The sequence below is a fragment of the Amycolatopsis sp. cmx-11-12 genome (assembly GCF_046269425.1).
Lineage (GTDB): Bacteria > Actinomycetota > Actinomycetes > Mycobacteriales > Pseudonocardiaceae > Amycolatopsis.
On record NZ_JADNQM010000011.1, the window covers coordinates 109,118 to 128,971 of the forward strand.

General features: G+C 69.0%; 20 protein-coding genes. 11 read left to right on the plus strand and 9 right to left on the minus strand.

What is annotated here, in order from left to right; all coding sequences use genetic code 11:
• The first annotated feature begins 10 nt into the window (after positions 1–10).
• On the plus strand, positions 11–583 hold the full coding sequence (locus ACLARN_RS17670) for an FKBP-type peptidyl-prolyl cis-trans isomerase (RefSeq protein ID WP_409492501.1): 573 nt from the start codon (positions 11–13) through the stop codon (positions 581–583).
• A 74-nt stretch (positions 584–657) separates the two neighbouring features.
• Here ACLARN_RS17670 and ACLARN_RS17675 read toward each other — a convergent pair whose 3' ends face one another.
• Complete coding sequence (locus tag ACLARN_RS17675) at positions 658–1,191, minus strand: GNAT family N-acetyltransferase (protein ID WP_409492502.1); 534 nt, start codon at positions 1,189–1,191, stop codon at positions 658–660.
• Positions 1,188–2,159 (minus strand): quinone oxidoreductase family protein, encoded by a 972-nt coding sequence (locus ACLARN_RS17680; RefSeq protein ID WP_409492503.1) that lies wholly within the window; start codon positions 2,157–2,159, stop codon positions 1,188–1,190. The genes ACLARN_RS17675 and ACLARN_RS17680 overlap by 4 nt, the downstream gene beginning before the upstream one ends.
• 95 nt (positions 2,160–2,254) lie before the next feature.
• On the opposite strand from ACLARN_RS17680, the gene ACLARN_RS17685 reads away from it, so the two are divergent.
• Positions 2,255–2,563: a hypothetical protein gene (locus tag ACLARN_RS17685; RefSeq protein ID WP_409492504.1), complete on the plus strand. Its 309-nt coding sequence runs from the start codon at positions 2,255–2,257 to the stop codon at positions 2,561–2,563.
• Positions 2,560–3,438, plus strand: coding sequence for a RimK family alpha-L-glutamate ligase (locus ACLARN_RS17690; RefSeq protein WP_409492505.1), 879 nt, complete (start codon positions 2,560–2,562; stop codon positions 3,436–3,438). Before ACLARN_RS17685 ends, ACLARN_RS17690 begins: the two co-directional genes overlap by 4 nt.
• A gap of 96 nt (positions 3,439–3,534) precedes the next feature.
• On the opposite strand, the gene ACLARN_RS17695 is transcribed toward ACLARN_RS17690, so the two are convergent.
• The 5 genes from ACLARN_RS17695 to mptB form a co-directional block, all read right to left on the minus strand.
• On the minus strand, positions 3,535–4,482 hold the full coding sequence (locus tag ACLARN_RS17695; RefSeq protein ID WP_409492506.1) for an acyl-CoA desaturase: 948 nt from the start codon (positions 4,480–4,482) through the stop codon (positions 3,535–3,537).
• Between the two features lie 114 nt (positions 4,483–4,596).
• Complete coding sequence (locus tag ACLARN_RS17700; RefSeq protein ID WP_409492507.1) at positions 4,597–5,565, minus strand: COX15/CtaA family protein; 969 nt, start codon at positions 5,563–5,565, stop codon at positions 4,597–4,599.
• Positions 5,566–5,629: 64 nt separating this feature from the next.
• Positions 5,630–6,430 carry an ABC transporter permease gene (locus ACLARN_RS17705; RefSeq protein ID WP_409492508.1) on the minus strand — a complete coding sequence of 267 codons (801 nt, stop codon included), beginning with the start codon at positions 6,428–6,430 and terminating at the stop codon, positions 5,630–5,632.
• A complete protein-coding gene (locus ACLARN_RS17710) occupies positions 6,427–7,353 on the minus strand; it encodes an ABC transporter ATP-binding protein (protein WP_409492509.1) in 927 nt (308 codons plus the stop codon). Before ACLARN_RS17710 ends, ACLARN_RS17705 begins: the two co-directional genes overlap by 4 nt.
• Before the next feature lie 19 nt (positions 7,354–7,372).
• Positions 7,373–8,959, minus strand: coding sequence for a polyprenol phosphomannose-dependent alpha 1,6 mannosyltransferase MptB (gene mptB / locus ACLARN_RS17715; protein ID WP_409492617.1), 1,587 nt, complete (start codon positions 8,957–8,959; stop codon positions 7,373–7,375).
• 209 nt (positions 8,960–9,168) lie between these two features.
• Between mptB and ACLARN_RS17720 the strand changes: the two genes are divergently transcribed.
• The 7 genes from ACLARN_RS17720 to ACLARN_RS17750 are packed head-to-tail and all read left to right on the plus strand — an operon-like array spanning position 9,169 to position 15,647.
• A complete protein-coding gene (locus tag ACLARN_RS17720; protein WP_409492510.1) occupies positions 9,169–9,969 on the plus strand; it encodes a helix-turn-helix transcriptional regulator in 801 nt (266 codons plus the stop codon).
• A 38-nt stretch (positions 9,970–10,007) separates the two neighbouring features.
• Positions 10,008–11,414 carry a Fe-S cluster assembly protein SufB gene (gene sufB / locus ACLARN_RS17725; RefSeq protein ID WP_409492618.1) on the plus strand — a complete coding sequence of 469 codons (1,407 nt, stop codon included), beginning with the start codon at positions 10,008–10,010 and terminating at the stop codon, positions 11,412–11,414.
• A 2-nt stretch (positions 11,415–11,416) separates the two neighbouring features.
• A complete protein-coding gene (sufD, locus tag ACLARN_RS17730) occupies positions 11,417–12,619 on the plus strand; it encodes a Fe-S cluster assembly protein SufD (protein ID WP_409492511.1) in 1,203 nt (400 codons plus the stop codon).
• Between the two features lie 35 nt (positions 12,620–12,654).
• Entirely contained in the window at positions 12,655–13,425 is a 771-nt protein-coding gene (gene sufC / locus ACLARN_RS17735; protein WP_409492512.1) for a Fe-S cluster assembly ATPase SufC, read from the plus strand.
• A gap of 40 nt (positions 13,426–13,465) precedes the next feature.
• A complete protein-coding gene (locus ACLARN_RS17740) occupies positions 13,466–14,794 on the plus strand; it encodes a cysteine desulfurase (RefSeq protein ID WP_409492513.1) in 1,329 nt (442 codons plus the stop codon).
• A complete protein-coding gene (sufU, locus tag ACLARN_RS17745) occupies positions 14,794–15,243 on the plus strand; it encodes a Fe-S cluster assembly sulfur transfer protein SufU (RefSeq protein WP_076163767.1) in 450 nt (149 codons plus the stop codon). Before ACLARN_RS17740 ends, sufU begins: the two co-directional genes overlap by 1 nt.
• Positions 15,240–15,647 carry a metal-sulfur cluster assembly factor gene (locus ACLARN_RS17750; protein WP_076163768.1) on the plus strand — a complete coding sequence of 136 codons (408 nt, stop codon included), beginning with the start codon at positions 15,240–15,242 and terminating at the stop codon, positions 15,645–15,647. The genes sufU and ACLARN_RS17750 overlap by 4 nt, the downstream gene beginning before the upstream one ends.
• A gap of 350 nt (positions 15,648–15,997) precedes the next feature.
• Here ACLARN_RS17750 and ACLARN_RS17755 read toward each other — a convergent pair whose 3' ends face one another.
• Positions 15,998–17,965, minus strand: coding sequence for an ABC1 kinase family protein (locus tag ACLARN_RS17755; protein ID WP_409492514.1), 1,968 nt, complete (start codon positions 17,963–17,965; stop codon positions 15,998–16,000).
• Between the two features lie 12 nt (positions 17,966–17,977).
• Entirely contained in the window at positions 17,978–19,195 is a 1,218-nt protein-coding gene (locus ACLARN_RS17760; RefSeq protein WP_409492515.1) for an MFS transporter, read from the minus strand.
• Between the two features lie 89 nt (positions 19,196–19,284).
• Here ACLARN_RS17760 and ACLARN_RS17765 point away from each other — a divergent pair, with 89 nt between their 5' ends.
• On the plus strand, positions 19,285–19,854 hold the full coding sequence (locus ACLARN_RS17765; protein WP_409492516.1) for a TetR/AcrR family transcriptional regulator: 570 nt from the start codon (positions 19,285–19,287) through the stop codon (positions 19,852–19,854).

Consider the following 19,854-nt stretch of genomic DNA (forward strand, 5'->3'; position numbering starts at 1 on the left):
GGTCGGCCGCATGCGCACATTCGGCAAGATCGTGGTCATCGGCGCGGGCGTGCTCGCCCTGGCGGCCTGTGGCGAGATATCGAACACCGCAGGTTCCGCCCAGCCGTCCTCCGGCGCGGCCCCCGCGTCGGCGTCGTCGCAGGCCCCGCCCGCTTCGACGGGCAAGGAGTGCACGGCCGACGACGTCAAGACCACCGGGAAGTTCGGGGAGGCGCCGACCATCACCATCCCGGACGACTGCGACCCGCCGAAGAAGCTCATCACCAAGGACCTCGAGCCCGGCACCGGTGAGGGGGCCAAGGCAGGCGCGAACCTGAAGATGAACTACTCGCTGGTCACCTGGTCCAACAAGCAGAAGCTGGACAGCTCCTTCGACCGTGGCGAGCCGTTCGACCTGACCCTCGGCGCCGGCATGGTCATCAAGGGCTGGGACCAGGGGCTGGACGGGATCAAGCAGGGCGCGCGGCGGCTGCTGATCATCCCGCCGGACCTCGGCTACGGCCAGGGCGGCAACGGCATCGAGCCGAACGAGACGCTCGTGTTCGTCACCGACGCCGTGAGTGTTCCGACCGAAAAGGGCTGAGCTGAAGGGGCCCTTCACCGCATCTCACGCGGTGAAGGGCCCTTTCGCTGCATGCGATGCGGGGAAAGTCCCCTTCAGCCCCCGGCGTACTCCCAGGTGTGCAGGGTAATCTCCAGGCCCTTCTCGACCTTCAGTTCAGGTTCCCTGTCGGTGACGGCGTAGCCGACGCGGCGCGCGACGGCCTCGCTGGCCGCGTTCTCGGCGTCGATCTTCAGCTGGAGCGGCTTGGGCCCGAGTTCCAGTGCGTACGCGGTGAGCACCCGGAGAGACCGCGCCGCCAGGTCCCGCCCGCGGTGCGCGGGACCGACGGCATACCCGAGCTCGGCATGGCCCCCTTCCGGCAGGAACAGCACCACCTCGCCGAGCGGCTCGCCGCCGTCGATCGTGATGGCGAGCCGCCGCCCCGTCCCCTCGGCGCGGCGGGCGAGACTCTTCTCGTAGTGCCCCTTCGCCGCCACCTCGTCGAAGGGGGACGGCAACGGCGTGAAGCGCGCGACGGCGGGGTTGTCGAACAGGCCGGGCATGAACGCGACGTCGTCCTCGATCCAGTCGCGCAGCACGAGACCTTCCCCGGTGAGCCGGACCTCCTCCGGCCAGATCACGGTCACGGGATCAGCAGGAGCTTGCCGGTGGTGCGCCGCCCCTGGAGGTCCTCGTGCGCCTGGCGGGCGTCGGCCAGGGGATAGCGGCCGCCGATCCGGATGTTCAGGGAGCCGTCTCCGACGGCGGCGAACAGTTCGTTCACCCGCCACTCCAGTTCCTCACGGGTGAGGACGTAGTGCGCGGAGGTCGGGCGGGTGAGATATACCGAGCCGCTGCGGTTGAGCAGTTGCGGGTCGATCGGCGGCACCGGGCCGCTGGCCGCGCCGTAGAGGGCGAGCAGGCCGCGGATCTTCAGGCTCGCCAAACTGCCGTCCACAGTGGACTTGCCGACGCCGTCGTATACCACCGCGACGCCCTTGCCGCCGGTGAGTTCTCGGGCCGCCTCGGCGAAGTCGACCTGGTCGTAGCGGATGACGTCGTCCGCGCCCGCCGCCTTGGCGAGTTCGGCCTTCTCAGCGGTGGAGACGGTGCCGATCACCCGCGCGCCGCGGGCCTTGGCCAGCTGGACCAGCAGCAGGCCCATCCCGCCCGCGGCGGCGTGGACGAGGACGTCGTCACCGGCCTTGACCTCGTAGGTCGAGGCGACCAGCGCGTGCGCGGTGACCCCCTGGAGCATCGTCGCGGCGGCGGTCTCCTCGGTCACGCCGTCCGGGATCTTCACCGCGACCGTGGCGGGGAGCAGGCGGCGCTGCGCGTAGCTGCCCAGCGAACCCTGCCAGGCGACCCGGTCGCCGACGGCGAAACCGGTCACGCCGTCGCCGATCGCGGCGACCGTGCCGGCGCCCTCCATGCCCAGGATGAACGGCGTGTCGACCGGGTAGATGCCCTCGCGGTGATAGGTGTCGATGTAGTTGACGCCCGCCGCGGCGACGTCCACCAGCAGTTCCCCGGCACCGGGGTCGCCGACCTCGACTTGCGCCAGCTCAAGGACTTCGGGACCGCCGGTTCGCCGGATCTGCACCGCCGTTGGCATACATCCTCCTCGTTCAAGGTCGTTCCGACCGGCACAACTATGGCCGACGCCACGGTTATTCCGCGTCCCGGGCTTTTCGCGGTTAAGCTCTGGCCGTGGCTGAGACCGAAGAGAAGACCGAGACCGCCGCCCCCACGTCGCGTCAGATCGCGGCCGCCCGCGACTTCGTCAAGCGGCACGGGAAGCCGTCGCGCGCGGTGGTGGAGAACATCGGCCGAGTCGGCGCCAGGGTCGTGCTCGTGGGCGCCGACGGCGCGCTCGGCGACGTCCTTGTCGCCTCCACCGAGGCGGGTGAGGCGCTGGTCGAGGCCGTCGAAGACCTCGAGCCCGCCGAGTGGGACAGCGAGACCGTGAAGGCCACCAAGATCGGTGCCGAGCACCGCCGCCGGATGGCGGGCAAGTGAGCGGTTCCGCGATCCTCGTCTCCTGCTCCACGCTGCCGGAAGGCGACGGTGACGAGCACGCCGTTCCCGAGGCGATGGCCGACCTCGGTTTCAAGACCCGCTGGGCTGCCTGGGACGACACGACCGTCGACTTCGGCGCCGCGGACATCGTCGTGCTGCGCGCCACCTGGGACTACGCTGAGCGCCGCGACGAGTTCCTGTCCTGGGCCGAAACCGTGCCCGCGCTGGCCAATTCGGCCGAAGTCGCGCGCTGGAACACCGACAAGTCCTACCTGGCCGAACTCGGTGACGCCGGGGTCGCGGTCGTGCCGACGACGCTGATCGCGCCGGAGGACGAGACCCCGCGCTGGCCCAAGGGCGACTTCGTGCTGAAGCCCGCGGTCGGTGCCGGATCCCGGGGTGTCGGGAAGTTCACCGCCGCCAGCGCCGAAGACGCCGCGTCGCATCTGAAGAGTCTCCACAGCGAAGGCCACACCGCGGTGATGCAGCCGTATCAGTCCAGTGTGGACACTGAGGGCGAGCTCGCGTTGGTGTACTTCGGCGGCGTGTACTCGCACGCGTTCTCGAAGGCCGCGATGCTGGGCAGAGGCAGAGAAGTCGACGAGTCCGGTTTGTACGTGACGGAAAAGCTCGGGCCCGTGCAACCGGCCGCGAAGTTCCGGGCCTTGGCCGAAGACGTTTTGGACGCGACTGCGGCGCTGCTCGGCATCCTGCGCGCGGAACTGCTTTACGCCCGCGTCGACCTCGTCGCCGGTCCCGACGGCAGGCCGCTGCTGCTGGAACTGGAGCTCGTCGAGCCGTCGCTCGGCTTCCGGCAGACCGACGCCGCGGCCGCTTGGCGCTTCGCTTCGGCCGTACGGCAGCAACTCGCCTGACGCGTTCTGACCCCGCCGCGTTTCGTCCTCTAGTTGCGGTAGATGCACGTGCAAGTACCGCAACTAGAGGACGAATTGCGCTGAGGCAGACGAGCCTTAGGCGGGTTTCACGCGCTTGGCGGCCAGACGTTCCGGCTTCGGCCACCGTACGTCCCGCGCCCAGCCGAACTTCTCGAACAGCCAGATCAGGCGTGCCGAGACGTCGACCTGTCCGCGCAGGACGCCGTGCCGCGCGCAGGTCGGGTCGGCGTGGTGGGAGTTGTGCCACGACTCGCCCATGGACAGGATCGCCAGCGGCCAGAAGTTCGCGGCCTTGTCACGGCTGGCGAACGGGCGCTCGCCGATCAGGTGGCAGATCGAGTTCACCGACCAGCTGACGTGGTGCAGGAACGCGATCCGGACCAGCCCGGCCCAGAAGAACCCGGTCACCGCACCCCACCACGACCAGCTGATCAGCCCGCCGAGCACCGCGGGCAGCACGAGACTGAGCGTGATCCACAACCAGAAGTAGCGGTTCACGACGCGAAGATCCTTGTCGGCCACCAGATCCGGCGCGAAGCGCTCGTAGTTGGTCACCTCGCGGCTGAACATCCAGCCCATATGCGCGTGCCAGAACCCGCGCAGCAGCGCAGTGGGCGAAGTCCCGAACAGCCAGGGGGAGTGCGGGTCGCCTTCGCGGTCGGCGAACGCGTGGTGACGACGGTGGCTGGCCACCCAGAAGATGACCGACCCCTGCACCGCGAAACCGCCGGCGATGGCGAGCGCGATCCGCAGCGGGCGTCCGGCCTTGAACGCGCCGTGGGTGAAGTAGCGGTGATAGCCGACGGTCACCCCGAGCGTCCCGACGGTGTAGAACACGGCCGCCAGCGCGAGATCGACCCAAGTCATGCCCCAGCCCCACACGATGGGCACGGCGGCGAGCAGTGCGACGAACGGGACCAGCAGAAAGGTCTTGAGTATCAGCATCTCCCCGGACCCTCGGCGGTGGGAGATCAGGGGCTTGGACTGACTGGCCGGTGCGTCCGGCTCCGTGCTGGCGGTCATGCGACACCTCGTGCCTCGACTCGGTGGTGACCCCCGTGTGGGGCACCGAACGCAGCGTAAGGGCACCGTCTGGCGAGCACGCCGCCCGGGGGTTACGTCCGGTTTGCCGAAGGGTCAGTTCGAGGTGGCGAGTTCGCGTTCGGGCGCCCTCACCGAGACGACGGGACCGCGATCACGTGAGCCACACCACAATGCCGCCGTCGAGATGATCACCGCGGCGGAGCCGAGGACGTGGAACGAGACCAGCGCCTCCGGCACCCCCAGCGCGTACTGCACCGAGCCCAGGACACCCTGTGCGAGCGCGATGACCCACACGATGGTGTAACGCCGCCACAGCTGCTTCGGCGTGCTGCCACGCATCAGCTGGAGCCCGAACACGACCAGCACGATCAGATAGGCCACCAGCAGCCCGCCGTGGATCTGCGTGAGCGTCTCGATCGGCGCCTGGAACCGGTGGGTGCCGGGGTCGCCGCCGTGCGGGCCCGCGCCGGTGACCGTGGTGCCGGCGATGAGGACGGCCCACATCGCGGCGGCGAGCACGATCAGTGTCTTGCGGCCCGCGTCCGGGATCAGCCAGCGGGCGGGCTCGTCACCCTCCTTGAACGCGCGCAGCAGCAGGACCGCGAGCCAGACCAGGGGAGTGGAGGCCAGGAAATGCAGTGCGACGGTCCACCATTCGAGCTTCGCGAGCACGGTGATCCCGCCGACGACGGCCTGCAGCATCACGCCCGCGGGCATCGTCCAGGCCAGTTTCACCAGACGGCGGCGGCTCGGGTGCTCGATCTGCACGCGCCACGCGGTGATCACGCACAGCGCGGCGACGGCGATGACGACGCCGGTCAGCATCCGGTTGCTGAATTCGATCCACTGGGTGAGCGCGTCGAATTCGGGATGCGCCACCGGGACGATGCTGCCTTCGACGCACTGCGGCCAGGTCGGGCAGCCGAGGCCCGAACCGGTGACCCGGACGATCGAACCGGTGACGCCGATTCCGGCCTGTGCGATCACCGCCGCGATCGCGACCGCTCGCTGGACCGCGAACGAGGGATACGGCAGACGCGCTACAAGGCTCTGGAACGGCACCGTCCGATGCTAGAACGCCGCTCCTGAGAGCGTGTCACCGGCCGTACCCGCTGTGTCCGCCGCCTCAGGTGAGCTTCGTGGTCTTGCTCGCCAGCGAACCGGCGACGACGCCCCAGCCGACGAGGACCGCGAACGGGCCCCAGCCGAACGAGCCGTCCAGCAGCACCGACCGCAGACCTTCGGCGAGCGCGCCCGAGGGCAGCAGCTCGACGATCGTCGCGACACCGGACGGCATCGTCGACGGCGCCAGCAGGATGCCACCGGCGAGCAGCAGCACGAACCAGACGATGTTCGCCAGCGCCAGCACGGCTTCCGCCCGCAGCGCCCCGCCGAGCAGCAACCCCAGCGCGCCGAACGCGAACGTGCCGACGATCAGGAACGGGATCGCGCCGAGGATCCCGCCGAGCGACGGCGACCAGCCCAGCAGCGCGGCGACCGCGCCGAGGATCACGGCCTGCAACGCGACCACGACCAGCGCGGCGGTCACCCGGCCGGCGACGAGCAGCCAGCGGGGCAGCGCGGTGGCGGAAAGTCGTTTGAGGACGCCATAACGGCGATCGAAGCCCAGTGCGATGGCTTGCCCGGTGAACGCCGACGACATCACCGCCAGCGCCAGGATCCTCGGCGTGATCCAGTCCACTTTGGACGCCGAGCCGAGCTGCGACGACGGCAGGATGTCCAGCAGCGACAAGCCGATCAGCAGCGCGAGCGGGATGAGCAGGGTCAGCAGGATCTGCTCGCCGTGGCGCAGGGTCAGGCTCGCCTCGACCTTCGCGTGCGTGCGCAGCATCTTGCCGAGCGAACCGCGGCCGGGAGCGGGGGTGAAGGTGCCCGCGGCGAACCGCGGGGCGGGCGTCGTGGTCATGCGCGCAGTTCCCGTCCGGTCAGCTCCAGGAAGACCTCTTCCAGCGTGCGCCTGCCGACCTGGAGTTCCTCGGGCATGACGCCCTGCTGCGCGCACCACGCCGTCACCGTCGACACCACCTGCGGGTCGATCGCGCCCTCGACGAGGTACGTCCCCGGCGCGGACTCGTGGACGAGGTGCCCCTCGGGCAGGGCCGCGGTCAGCAGGCCGGTGTCGAGCCGCGTACGCGCCTTGAAACGCAGCTGCGCGGCTTCGCCCGCGTCGACGGTCAGCGACTGCGGGGAGCCTTCGACGACGACCTTGCCGTGGTCCACGATCACCACGGTGTCGGCCAGCGTTTCGGCCTCCTCCATCAGATGCGTGGTGAGCAGCACGCTGACCCCGTCGGCGCGCAACGCACCGAGCAGATCCCAGACCAGGCGGCGGGCCTGCGGGTCCATGCCAGCCGTCGGCTCGTCGAGGAAGAGCAGTTCCGGGCGTCCGACGAGCGCGCAGGCGAGGGAAAGCCGCTGCTGCTGTCCGCCGGAAAGCCGTTTGAACGGCGTCTTCCGCGCTCCGGAGAGACCGAGGACGTCCAGCAGCCAGGCGGGATCGAGCGGGTTCGCGGCACACGCCGCGACCAGTCCGAGCATCTCGTCGGCGCGCACGCCGGGATACGCGCCGCCGCCCTGGGGCATCACGCCGATCCGCGGCCGCAATGCGGATCCGTCGTGCGAAGGATTCAATCCCAGCACGCGGACTTCGCCGTCGTCAGCGCGCAGGAAGCCTTCGCAGATCTCGACGGTGGTGGTCTTGCCGGCCCCGTTCGGGCCGAGCAGAGCGAGCAGTGCGCCACGTTCCATCCGCAGGTCGAGTCCATCGACCGCGGTGGTGGATCCGTAGCGTTTCACCAGCCCGGTGATCTCGACGGCGGGGGTGTTCACGACAGGTCACGATACGGCGTCACGCCGGGACCGAATGCTCCGGGGACGGTCTGGACAGCAGCAGCGGCGAGATGCGGTGGACGACGAACAGCCCCAGAAGCGTGATCGCCCCCGCGGCGGCCCACGCGAACGGCAGGACGTAACCGCGGCCGTCGAAGGTGCTGCCCGTCGTGGGCAGCAGGAACGGCAGGACGGCGGTGACGATCGTCGCGGCGATGCGGAATCGCGAGGTCCCCGCGGACGCGGCGAGCGGGATGATCGCCCACAGCAGGTACCAGGGTTGCAGCGCGACGTGCAGGACCATCACCGCGCCGAGCGAGACACCGAGGCCGATCATCGGCCGGTAGCGCCATTTGAAGCTGTCCCAGAGGAACTTGACCGTCACCGCGCCCGCCACGAGGTAGCCGAGCGAGCCGAGGATCGGTACCAGCGCGTTGGTGTGGTTGCCGAGGCCGAGCGCGATGCCGAGGACACCGCCGAGCGCGGCCAGTTCCGACGTCGGCGAGATCCACGAGCGCACCAGTCCCGGCGTCCCGAGCGCGCCGACCCAGCCGAAGCCGAGGCCGGTGCCGTAACAGACCGCGACCAGCACGACGCCGAACAGCAGCGCCATCGGCACCGCCGCGGTGAGCAGGTCCTTGAGCCTGCCGTGCCAGCGTCTCGCCACCATCACCGTGAAGAACGGCAGCGCCAGGATCGCGTTCAGCTTCACCGCGACGCCGAGGGTGATGATCGCCACCCCGAGCCCGATGAACAGCAGTTCGCCCTTGGCCAGTGGCGGGGGAATGTCGCCCTTGAACCGCACCGGCATCCGGCTGATGCCGATCTCCAGCCCGGCCACCATGAGACCGATCGCCAGCGCGTCATTGTGGGCGCCCGCGACGAAGTGGAAGATCAGCAGCGGGTTCGCCGCGCCGAGCCACAGCGCGGTGGCCGGCTGCACGCCGAACCGCCGGGCCAGCCGGGGCAGCGCCCAGATGATCAGGATGACGCCGATCAGCGCGAGCCCTCGTTGCAGCAGTACGCCGGTGACGATGCTCCCGTTGCTCAGCGGGGCGAGCCAGCCGCCGAGGCGCAGCAGCAGCGGGCCGTAGGGCGCCGGGGTCTCGCGCCACATGTTGGAGACACCCGAGGTCAGCGGATCGGAGACACCGAGCGCTTCGGCGGGACCGAGGGAGTACGGATCCATCCCGCGCGCCACGATCTCGCTCTGCGCGAGATAGCTGTAGACGTCGCGGGAGAACAGCGGCGGGATGACCAGCAGCGGCGCGCACCAGAGCGCGATGGTGCGGGCGAGCTGGCCCTGGGTGGCGAGGCGGCGGCGCGCGGGCTGCGCGAACCGGCCGAGCATCAGCCAGCTGAGCACGATGATCGCCATCCCGGCGAGGCCCATCGCGAGCGAGACGGTGGGAATCCGGGTGAACAGCCGCAGGACCGGGATCTCCTGGACCGGGTTGATCACCGGCGCGGCACCCGCGCCGAGCGAGCCGAGGGCGAGGAACAGGGAGCCGACCGCGCCGAACCGGCGGACGACGTTCAGCCCGCGCAGCTCCTTGTCGTCGAGCGGCTCGGGTTCGTGCGGGCGTGCCGGGGACAGCGTCGCCACCGATCCCGACGCCGGGTCTTCCGGTCCCGTCCCGTCCGTGTCCCGCTGTGCCGGGTGTTCGCCCACTGCCACGCACGAAGGGTAGCGATCGCGGGAACAGACTGAACGGGTACGTGGTTACCGCGGAGATGAAGACGGTGACGTGACGCGCGCCACTCCGTGAGGCACCCCTCTTTGCCGTCTCCCCGGAAATACGTCACACTTGTGTTGTGAAAAAGACGGGGACGCAGGACGAGGCCGGTGGCGACATGCCCCGCGCCGAGGTCCAGCCTGTCCCCGCGCAGGTCGGTCCCGAGGGCCGGACCAGGCACGAAGTGGCCCGCTTGCTGCTGGAACAGGGTCCGATGACCGCCGTCGTGGTCGCCGAGCAGCTGGGGATCAGCGCCGCCGCCGTCCGCCGTCATCTGGACGCGCTCCTGGCCGACGGCGAGGCCGAGACCCGCGACGCGCCCCGCCGTGGCCCCCGCGGACGAGGCCGTCCCGCCAAGAACTTCCTGCTCACCGAAGCGGGCCGCGCCCGGTTCGGGCACGCGTACGACGACCTCGCGTCCTCGGCCATCCGATTCCTCTCCGATCACGCCGGCGAAGACGCCGTGAAGGCCTTCGCGGAGGCCCGTGTCGCTTCGCTGGTCGGCCCGCATCAAGAGGCCATCACCAAGCACGCGGATCCCGCCGCCCGCGCCGAGGCCCTCGCTGCGGCGCTGACCAGGGAGGGTTACGCTGCGTCGACCCGTCAGGTCGGGGTTGGCGAACAGTTGTGCCAGCACCATTGCCCGGTCGCCCACGTCGCCGCCGAGTTCCCTCAGTTGTGTGAAGCCGAAACCGAGGCTTTCGCGCATCTGCTGGGTACCCACGTGCAGCGACTGGCGACCATCGCACGCGGTGACAACGCGTGCACCACACACGTACCCGTCGCTTCGGCGGGTCACCCGGCCACACCCGGGCCGGGAAGCACGGCGCCCTCTCCAGGGCGCACAGCACGGATCCCGAATGGAGGGAAACCCGCATGACTGCCGCTGCCGAGCAGCGCACTCCCACCACCGCGCCCATGAGCCAGGAAGAGACCATCGAGTCCCTTGGCAAGTACGCGTTCGGCTGGGCGGACTCCGACGAGGCGGGCTCAACGGCCCGTCGCGGACTGAACGAGGACGTCGTCACCGACATCTCCTCGAAGAAGTCCGAGCCGGAGTGGATGCGCGAAGCGCGACTGAAGGCTCTCAAGCTCTTCGACTTGAAGCCGATGCCCAACTGGGGAGCGGACCTCTCCGGGATCGACTTCGACAACATCAAGTACTTCGTGCGGTCCAGTGAGAAGCAGGCCACCTCCTGGGAAGACCTGCCCGAGGACATCAAGAACACGTACGACCGGCTCGGCATCCCCGAGGCGGAGAAGCAGCGTCTCGTCGCCGGTGTCGCCGCGCAGTACGAGTCCGAGGTCGTCTACCACTCGATCCGTGAGGATCTGGAGGCGCAGGGCGTCCTGTTCCTGGACACCGACACCGCGCTCAAGGAGCACCCGGAGATCTTCAAGGAGTACTTCGGCTCCGTGATCCCGGCCGGGGACAACAAGTTCTCCGCGCTGAACACCGCGGTGTGGTCCGGCGGCTCGTTCATCTACGTGCCCAAGGGCGTCAAGGTGGACATCCCGCTGCAGGCCTACTTCCGGATCAACACCGAGAACATGGGCCAGTTCGAGCGGACCCTGATCATCGTCGACGAAGACGCCTACGTGCACTACGTCGAGGGTTGCACCGCGCCGATCTACCAGTCCGACTCGCTGCACTCGGCGGTCGTGGAGATCATCGTGAAGAAGGGCGCCCGCTGCCGTTACACGACCATCCAGAACTGGTCGAACAACGTCTACAACCTGGTCACCAAGCGCGCCAAGTGCGAAGAGGGCGCGACCATGGAGTGGATCGACGGCAACATCGGTTCCAAGGTCACGATGAAGTACCCGTCCGTGTTCCTGATGGGCGAGCACGCCAAGGGCGAGGTCCTCTCGGTCGCGTTCGCGGGCGAAGGCCAGCACCAGGACGCCGGCGCGAAGATGGAGCACCTGGCGCCGCACACCTCCTCGACCATCGTGTCGAAGTCGGTGGCGCGCGGCGGTGGCCGCACCTCCTATCGCGGCCTGATCAAGATCGCGAAGCGGGCGCACCACTCGCGGTCCAGCGTGGTCTGTGACGCGCTGCTGGTCGACACGATCTCGCGGTCGGACACGTATCCGTACGTCGACATCCGCAACGACGAGGTCTCCATGGGCCACGAGGCGACCGTCTCGAAGGTCAGCGAAGACCAGATGTTCTACCTCATGTCGCGCGGTCTCGACGAGGCCGAGGCCATGGCGATGATCGTGCGCGGGTTCGTCGAGCCCATCGCGCGTGAGCTGCCGATGGAGTACGCGCTCGAGCTGAACCGCCTGATCGAGCTTCAGATGGAAGGGTCCGTCGGCTAGTCATGTCGGTTACCGAGAACAACGTTTCCGAAGCGATGCGCGAGGGAGTTGGCGAGCCCGCCGGCTCTGGAGGCACAGTTGTGCCGGCCACGTCCCGCGCGGAGCGGTTCACCTCCCACGACGTCGAGGCCTTCGAGGTCCCTAGGGGACAGGGCGAGGAGAACTGGCGCTTCACTCCGATGAAGCGGCTGCGCGGCCTGCACGACGGGTCCGCCACCGCTTCGGGTTCGGCCACCGTCGAGGCCGACGCCGCGCCCGAACTGAAGATCGAACAGGTCGGCCGGGACGACGAGCGCCTCGGCGTCGCGGGTGTCCCGAGCGACCGGATCGCCGCGCAGGCGTACTCCTCGTTCACCGAGGCCACCGTCATCACGGTGCCCAAGGAGACCAAGGCGTCGAAGCCGTCGACGGTGAAGATCACCGGCCCCGGCGAGGGCGAGGTCGCCTACGGGCACCTCCAGGTCCGCGCCGAGCAGTTCTCCGAGGCCGTCATCGTCCTCGACCACGCCGGCTCCGGCACCTACGCCGACAACGTCGAGTTCGTCATCGGCGATTCGGCCAACGTGACCGTGGTCAGCGTCCAGGACTGGGCCGACGACGCGGTGCACGTGTCCGAGCAGCACCTCAAGCTCGGCCGCGACGCCACGCTCAAGCACATCGTCATCACCCTGGGCGGTGACCTCGTCCGCGTCTCGCCGACGGCGACGTTCGCCGACAAGGGCGGCGACGTCGAGATGCTCGGCCTGTACTTCGCGGACGAAGGACAGCACCAGGAGCACCGCCTCTTCGTCGACCACGCCGTGCCGAACTGCAAGTCGCGGGTGATGTACAAGGGTGCGCTGCAGGGCGACGGCGCGCACACCGTGTGGGTCGGCGACGTGCTGATCCGGGCGGCCGCCGAGGCCACCGACACCTACGAGCTCAACCGCAACCTGGTGCTGACGCCGGGCGCGCGGGCGGACTCGATCCCGAACCTGGAGATCGAGACCGGCGAGATCGAAGGCGCCGGGCACGCGAGCGCGACGGGAAGGTTCGACGACGAGCAGTTGTTCTACCTTCAGTCGCGGGGAATCGGCGAGGACGCCGCGCGGCGCCTGGTCGTACGCGGGTTCTTCCACGAGATCCTGGTCAAGATCGGCGTTCCCGAGGTGCGCGAGCGTCTCGAGGCCGCGATCGAAGCCGAGCTCGAAGCCGTGGGCGTCTAAGCCCTCGTCCGTCCACATCAGACTTTAGGAAAGAAATGCCTACGCTGGAAATCAAGGATCTGCACGCCTCGGTCACAACCGAGGAGGGCCCCAAGGAGATCCTCAAGGGCGTCAACCTGACCATCAAGTCGGGCGAGACCCACGCGATCATGGGCCCCAACGGTTCGGGCAAGTCCACACTGTCCTACGCCATCGCCGGTCACCCCAAGTACGAAGTCACCTCCGGGCAGGTCCTGCTCGACGGTGAGGACGTACTGGAGATGAGCGTCGACGAGCGCGCCCGCGCGGGCTTGTTCCTCGCCATGCAGTACCCGGTCGAGGTCCCGGGCGTGTCCATGTCCAACTTCCTCCGCACCGCGGCCACCGCGGTCCGTGGCGAGGCCCCCAAGCTGCGCCACTGGGTCAAGGAGGTCAAGGAGGAGATGGGCAAACTGGAGATCTCGTCCGAGTTCGCCGAGCGTTCGGTGAACGAGGGCTTCTCCGGCGGCGAGAAGAAGCGCCACGAGATCCTGCAGCTGGCGCTGCTCAAGCCGAAGATCGCCATCCTCGACGAGACCGACTCCGGCCTCGACGTCGACGCGCTGCGCGTCGTGTCCGAGGGCGTCAACGAGTTCAAGGCCAACAACGACGCCGGCGTCATGCTGATCACGCACTACACGCGGATCCTGCGGCACATCACGCCCGACTTCGTGCACGTCTTCGCCGGCGGCAAGATCGTCGCGTCCGGCGGCCGTGAACTCGCGGACGAGCTGGAGGAGAACGGGTACGTCAAGTACACCGGCTCCGCCGAGACCGCCGCTGTCTGATCCTGGGAATTTCGCGACTACACCGAGAGGAGTTGGCCCGATGACCACCACCACGGCTAACTCTCCTGATGGACCCTCCGCTGGAACAAGTACGTCGGGTCGGGCCGCACCGCTGGACGTAGCGGCCATCAGGGCCGACTTCCCCATCCTGACCCGTACCGTGCGGGACGGGAAACCCTTGGTGTATCTGGATTCCGGTGCGACGTCCCAAAAACCGATGCAGGTGCTCGAAGCCGAGCGCCGGTTCCTTGAGACCTCGAACGCCGCGGTGCACCGCGGCGCGCACCAGCTCGCCGAGGAGGCGACCGACGCCTACGAATCCGCCCGCGTGCGGATCGCGGAGTTCGTCGGCGCCTCCCCGCACGAGCTGGTGTTCACCAAGAACGCCACCGAGGGCATCAACCTCGTCGCCTACGCGATGAGCAACGCCGCCACGGCTGGTCCCGGGGCCGAACGGTTCAAGATCGGCCCTGGCGACGAGATCGTCATCACCGAGATGGAGCACCACGCGAACCTGGTGCCGTGGCAGCAGCTCTGCCAGCGCACCGGCGCGACGCTGAAGTGGTTCTCCGTCACCGCCGACGGCCGTCTCGATCTGTCCAATGTGGACGAGCTGATCACCGAGCGGACCAAGGTGCTCGCGTTCACGCACCAGTCCAACGTGCTCGGCACGATCAACCCGGTCAAGTTCCTGACGGAGAAGGCACACAAGGTCGGCGCGCTGGTCGTGCTGGACGCCTGCCAGTCGGTACCCCACTTTCCAGTGGACTTTCACGACCTGGACGTCGACTTCGCCGCTTTCGCCGGGCACAAGATGGTCGGCCCGTACGGCATCGGTGTCCTTTACGGCCGCCGCGAGCTGCTCGAAGCGATGCCGCCGTTCCTGACCGGCGGCTCGATGATCGAGATGGTCCGCATGGAGCAGACCACGTTCGCCGCGCCGCCGCAGCGGTTCGAGGCGGGTACCCCGATGACGTCGCAGGCCGTCGGCCTCGGCGCGGCCGCCGACTACCTGTCGTCGATCGGCATGGACCGGGTCGCCGCGCACGAGCACATCCTCACCGAGGCGGCGCTGGCCGGGCTCGGCGAGATCCCCGGCGTGCGGATCATTGGCCCCACCGACATGGCCGACCGCGGCGGACTGGTCTCGTTCGTCATCGACGGCGTCCACCCGCACGACTCGGGCCAGGTGCTGGACAGCCTCGGCATCGCCGTCCGCGTCGGGCACCACTGCGCGTGGCCGCTGCACCGGGCCTGCTCGGTCCCGGCGACCGTGCGCGCGTCGTTCTACGTCTACAACACACTGTCCGAAGTGGACGCGCTGGTGAACGGTGTGCGTGAGGCGCAGAAGTTCTTCGGGGTGGCCTGATGAACCTCGAAAGCATGTACCAAGAGATCATCCTGGACCACTACAAGAATCCGCACGGCCGCGGTCTGCGCGAGCCGTTCGACGGCGAGTCGTTCCAGGTCAACCCGACCTGCGGCGACGAGGTGACCCTGCGGGTGAAGGTCGACGACGGGAAGGTCGCCGACATCTCCTACGAGGGACAAGGTTGCTCGATCAGCCAGGCGTCCACGTCGGTCTTGACGGATCTCGTCGTCGGGCACACCGTGGAGGAGGCGTTCACCACCATGGACGCCTTCGTCGAGCTGATGCAGGGCAAGGGTCAGATCGAGCCGGACGAGGAGGTGCTGGAGGACGGCATCGCCTTCGCCGGCGTCGCCAAGTACCCGGCCCGCGTGAAATGCGCCCTGCTCGGATGGATGGCGTTCAAGGACGCCGTCGCCCGCACGACCAACGGAGTTGAGACGGCATGACCGAACAGCAGACCGAAACCCGCGAGGGGCGCACCGCCGCCGACCTCGACGCCGAGACCACCGCCGCCCCGGACACCGCCGACGTGGCGAAGGTCGAGGACCTCGAAGAGGCGATGCGCGACGTCGTCGACCCCGAACTGGGCATCAACGTCGTGGACCTCGGGCTGGTCTACGACATCCGGGTCGAGGCGGACAACACCGCCACCATCGACATGACGCTGACGTCCGCGGCCTGCCCGCTGACCGATGTCATCGAGGACCAGACCGGTGCCGCGCTCGTCGGCGGAGGAACGGGACTGGTCAAGGACTTCCGGATCAACTGGGTCTGGATGCCGCCGTGGGGCCCGGAGAAGATCACCGAGGACGGCCGCGAACAGTTGCGGGCGCTCGGCTTCACCGTCTGACCCTCTTTCGCCGTAGTACATGAAGGCCCCCTTCCTTGCGCCTAGGTACAGGAAGGGGGCCTTCATGTACTTTGGCTGGACTGACGAGGCCTTCACGGCTATTCCTCGGCAAGGAGTGTCGGCCGCACACCGGCTACCCCTTACTGCGCGTGGAGGTAAGGGGGTGTGGGGAAATAGGGACACTCAACGTCCCTATTTCCACACACCCCCTCTGGATCCGGTCGTGACAGGGACGTTCTTGCAGGACTGTGTGGATTTTGGGGCGTTAGATGACCCAAAATCCACACAGTCACCCTTTTGTATAACGACCTATACGGTGCGGCGACGGCGCACGCCTGGCGGGGTCGGCGTCATCGGGGCGATCGTGAGCGTTGCCCGGTCCGCCGGAAAACGACGAAAAGCAGTCGCAATCCCACCAGGGCACTGACCACCAGCAGGTTGTAGCCGAACATCTGGTGCAGCGTGACACCGGGCAGCATCTCCGGGCCGGACGCGCCCGCCAGCAGCAACACTGCCATCAGCCCGGTGGCCGCGCCGACGAACGCCAGCAGGATTTCGTGTACCAGGCCGGTGACGACGTCGCGGTCGCGTTCGTCGGAGAACAGCCGGACGTTGACCGAAAGCCTGCCCTGCTCCAGTGCGTTGCCGATCCGGTCGACGCGGCGGGGCAGGCGGCGCAGCACCGGCAGGAGCGCCAGCAGTTCGTTGGTGGCGGTGGCGCGCAACGATTCCGGCCGCAATCCGGCACCTACCTGCTCGGCGGCGTAGGCGCGGGATTCGACGACGATGTTGAATCCCGGCGCCAGCGCGGCCAGCGTTCCCTCCAAAGTGGCCAGTGCGCGGAACACCGCGGCGATCGGCGGGGGCACGCTGAGCCGGAAGTCGGCGATCACCCGGAACAGGTCGGTGAACATATCCAGATCCGGGGCCTGACCGTGGTTGAAATGCTTGGCCACCAAGGCACCCAGTGCCCGCTCCAGCCGTTGCTCCTCGATCTCGTCCGGCCGGTCGACGATCTCCAGCAGGCCGTCGCGCAACGCGGCCGGGTCGCCTCGGTCGAGGGCGAGGATCAGGTTCTGCAACCCACCGCGCAGTCCCGAGTCCAGCCGTCCGACGGAGCCGAAGTCGAGCAGGCCCAGCCTGCCGTCGGTGAGCAGCAGGACGTTGCCGGGATGCGGGTCGGCGTGGAAGACGCCGCTGCCCATCACCTGGCCGAGCACGCACCGCAGCATCGACCGCGCGAGTTTGGCCCGTTCCGCGGCCGGGACCTGTTCCCTGGCGGCGGCCAGCGGTTTGCCGTCGAGGTGCCGCATCACCAGGACACGCTCCGTGGACAGTTCTTTGTGGACGGTCGGGATGGCGACTTCGGTGCCGGGGTAGGCCGCGGCGACGGCCTCGATGTTCCTGGCCTCCGTAAGGAAATCGAGTTCCTCGACCAGCGCGTCGGCGAATCCTTCGGCGAGGTCGACGACGCCGAGTGAACGCGCCCAGTCCGCGCGCAGGTCCAGCGCGGCGGCCACCCGGCGGACGATGTCGAGGTCCCGGTCGACGAGCGCCTGCACACCGGGCCGCTGCACCTTGACGACGACGTCCTGCCCGCCGCGCAGCTTCGCCCGGTAGACCTGCGCGATCGACGCGGCCGCGATCGGCTCCGGGTCGAACTCGGCGAAGATCCCGTCCGGGTCGCCGCCCAGTTCCTCCCGGAGCACGGTGGCGATCTCGTCGGCGTCCGCGAAGGCGACCTGGTCCTGGAGTTTGCTCAGTTCGTCGATGAACACCGGCGGGAGCAGGTCGGACCGCGTCGAGAGCAGCTGGCCGAGTTTCACGAACGTCACGCCGCCCTCTTCCAGCGCGCGCCGCAGCGATCGCGCCAGTTTGGCGTGCCGGACCTGGGCGAGGCCGGGTTCGCGGCGGCCGGTGAGGTAGCGGCCGAGGCCGTGCTTGATCGCGATCCGGGTGATCTGCGAGTAGCGCCGAGTCCGGGCCGCGCGACGGCGCAGGGAGCGGATCCGGCCGATCAGCCCGAGTCCGGAGCCCGCCGGCAGGACGAACTCCGCGACGAACAGGAAGATCAGCGTCGCCAGGAAAGCACCGCCCGCCACCGGGATGACCAGTCCGACGAAGGCACCGCCGCTCGCGTACATCGGCGTGGGGAACGCGCTGAGGATGCCGCCCGCGACGAGCCAGCCGAAACCCGCGGCGCAGAACGCGCGGACCACGCCGACCCGCACCCCCAGCACGCGACGGGCGGCGACCACCAGCGGCCACAGCATCAGCGCGTAGACGGGCAGGGTGAGCAGGCCGAGCAGCAGGTTCATGCGAAGAGAACATCACGCGCAGCCCACGCGGGATTCCCGCTCCGGCGGGACGGGACTCACCCTTGAGAGGGAGCGGACCCCGAAGTTGTAGGTCGTGGTCGCCTCCCGGGGCGCGAACAGGACACCGAGGACCGCGATCACGGCGGCGGCGAGGAACCCGGCGCGAAGGTCGATGAGGTCGCCGAGGAGGCCGATGAGCGGCGCTCCGACGGCCTGACCGAGCGCCAGCATCAGGAAGGACACGCCGACACCGAAGGCGGGCGCCGTCGGATAGGCCCTGGTGCCCCAGAGGATCAGCACTCCGGTCAGTCCGATGTAGACGGCTCCGAAGAGCGCCGCCGCGATGATGAGCGCCGGGAGCGATCGGGTGGCGAGTGCGAAGAGCGCGGTGGCGACGGCGAACAGGACCATCCCCGCCGACCAGGCCCGGCGCAGTCCTGCCCGCGAGGTCAGCTCGGCGGTGAACGCGCCGGCCAGGCCGACAGCGCCGAGGACGATCCACACCACCGTCGAGGCCGTCTCGCTGAGACCGCCGACGCTCACGGCGATGTCCCGGCCGAACGTCCAGATCGCCGCGCTGGCCAGGCCGAGCGTCGCGGCGGCGGGAAGCAGCCGTCCGGTGGCGGGCGGGAGCAGCGGTGACGGCAGGCCACTCTTCCGGTCATCCTTGACGGGCGGCACGACCCGGGCGATCCACAGCGTCACCAGCGCCGACGCCGCCGCGAAGGCCCACCAGGCCAGGCGCCAGTCGCCGATCGCGAGCAGGGAGACCGGGCCGGAGATCAGCACGCCGAGTCCGGTTCCGGCGTTCACCACGGATTGGGCGCGGTCGCGGCGGGTCACCCGGACGACGCGGGAGACCGCGTCCGCGAGCGACGGGGAGGCCAGTCCGGTGCTGGCTCCGGCCAGGACGACGCCGAGTGAGAGGACCGCGGCGTTCGGCGCGGCCGCGATCAGCGCGGTCCCCGCGGTGGCGGTCGCCCCGGCGGCGAGCGCACCCGTCCGCGCACCCCAGCGGCTCGTGACGGCGGTCGAGGCGATGACCGCGAGGCAATACGCGACGTAACTGCCCGCGGCGATGGCGCCGAGCGTGCCGCCATCGAGGCCGAACTCCGCCCGGAGCGTCGGCGCGAACAGGCCGTACGCGTACCTCGCGAGTCCGTAGGAGACCGCGATCAGCGACAACCCGGCCGCGGTGAGCGTCAGCTCGCGTTTGTACGAAGAAACCATCAGCTCTCCTCCAGAGGTATACCGATCGGTATACCTCTGGAGTGTTCCCGCATTTCGCGCTTAGGTCAACCGATCGGTATAGTCGAGGCATGCTGACACCGGCCGGCGAGCGAGTCTTGAGCGCGGCGAGCACGTTGTTCTATCGAGACGGTCTGAACGCCGTGGGCGTCGCGGCCATCGCCGAGGCCGCGGGCGTCACGAAGAAGACGCTGTACGCGTGCTTCGGGTCGAAGACGGACCTCACGGTCGCGTACCTGCGAAGTCGTCACGACGTCTGGTGGGCGTATCTGGAACGGCGGCTGGCGGAGGCCGACGCGCCTCGGGCGCTGACGGTCTTCGACGCCTACGTCGATCACCCGAAGCTCGGGAGCGACCGCGGATGCGCGTTCCTCAACGCGGCCGCCGAACTGCCCGCGGGGCATCCCGGGCTCGACGTGATCCGGCGGCACAAGGCGGCGGTGCGGGCGAAGTTCGCCGAACTCCTCCGCGAGGACGTCCCGGGCGCCGCCGACCCGGAGCGGCTCGCGGAGCAGCTCTTCCTCCTGCTGGAGGGCGCCGTCGCGCACACCGGTATCGACGGCGACGCGCACCGGGTCACGCTCGCGAGGGAGATCGCGGAGATACTGCTGAGGGATCCGCGCGGATCCGGCACACGCTAG

Bases quoted from the DNA above. Each gene is read 5' to 3' on its own strand.
- ACLARN_RS17670 (WP_409492501.1), top strand. From the start codon at position 11: ATGCGCACATTCGGCAAGATCGTGGTCATCGGCGCGGGCGTGCTCGCC.
- ACLARN_RS17680 (WP_409492503.1), bottom strand. From the start codon at position 2,159: ATGCCAACGGCGGTGCAGATCCGGCGAACCGGCGGTCCCGAAGTCCTT.
- ACLARN_RS17695 (WP_409492506.1), bottom strand. From the start codon at position 4,482: ATGACCGCCAGCACGGAGCCGGACGCACCGGCCAGTCAGTCCAAGCCC.
- ACLARN_RS17705 (WP_409492508.1), bottom strand. From the start codon at position 6,430: ATGACCACGACGCCCGCCCCGCGGTTCGCCGCGGGCACCTTCACCCCC.
- sufB (WP_409492618.1), top strand. From the start codon at position 10,008: ATGAGCCAGGAAGAGACCATCGAGTCCCTTGGCAAGTACGCGTTCGGC.
- sufD (WP_409492511.1), top strand. From the start codon at position 11,417: ATGTCGGTTACCGAGAACAACGTTTCCGAAGCGATGCGCGAGGGAGTT.
- sufC (WP_409492512.1), top strand. From the start codon at position 12,655: ATGCCTACGCTGGAAATCAAGGATCTGCACGCCTCGGTCACAACCGAG.
- ACLARN_RS17740 (WP_409492513.1), top strand. From the start codon at position 13,466: ATGACCACCACCACGGCTAACTCTCCTGATGGACCCTCCGCTGGAACA.
- sufU (WP_076163767.1), top strand. From the start codon at position 14,794: ATGAACCTCGAAAGCATGTACCAAGAGATCATCCTGGACCACTACAAG.
- ACLARN_RS17750 (WP_076163768.1), top strand. From the start codon at position 15,240: ATGACCGAACAGCAGACCGAAACCCGCGAGGGGCGCACCGCCGCCGAC.
- ACLARN_RS17755 (WP_409492514.1), bottom strand. From the start codon at position 17,965: ATGAACCTGCTGCTCGGCCTGCTCACCCTGCCCGTCTACGCGCTGATG.
- ACLARN_RS17760 (WP_409492515.1), bottom strand. From the start codon at position 19,195: ATGGTTTCTTCGTACAAACGCGAGCTGACGCTCACCGCGGCCGGGTTG.
- ACLARN_RS17765 (WP_409492516.1), top strand. From the start codon at position 19,285: ATGCTGACACCGGCCGGCGAGCGAGTCTTGAGCGCGGCGAGCACGTTG.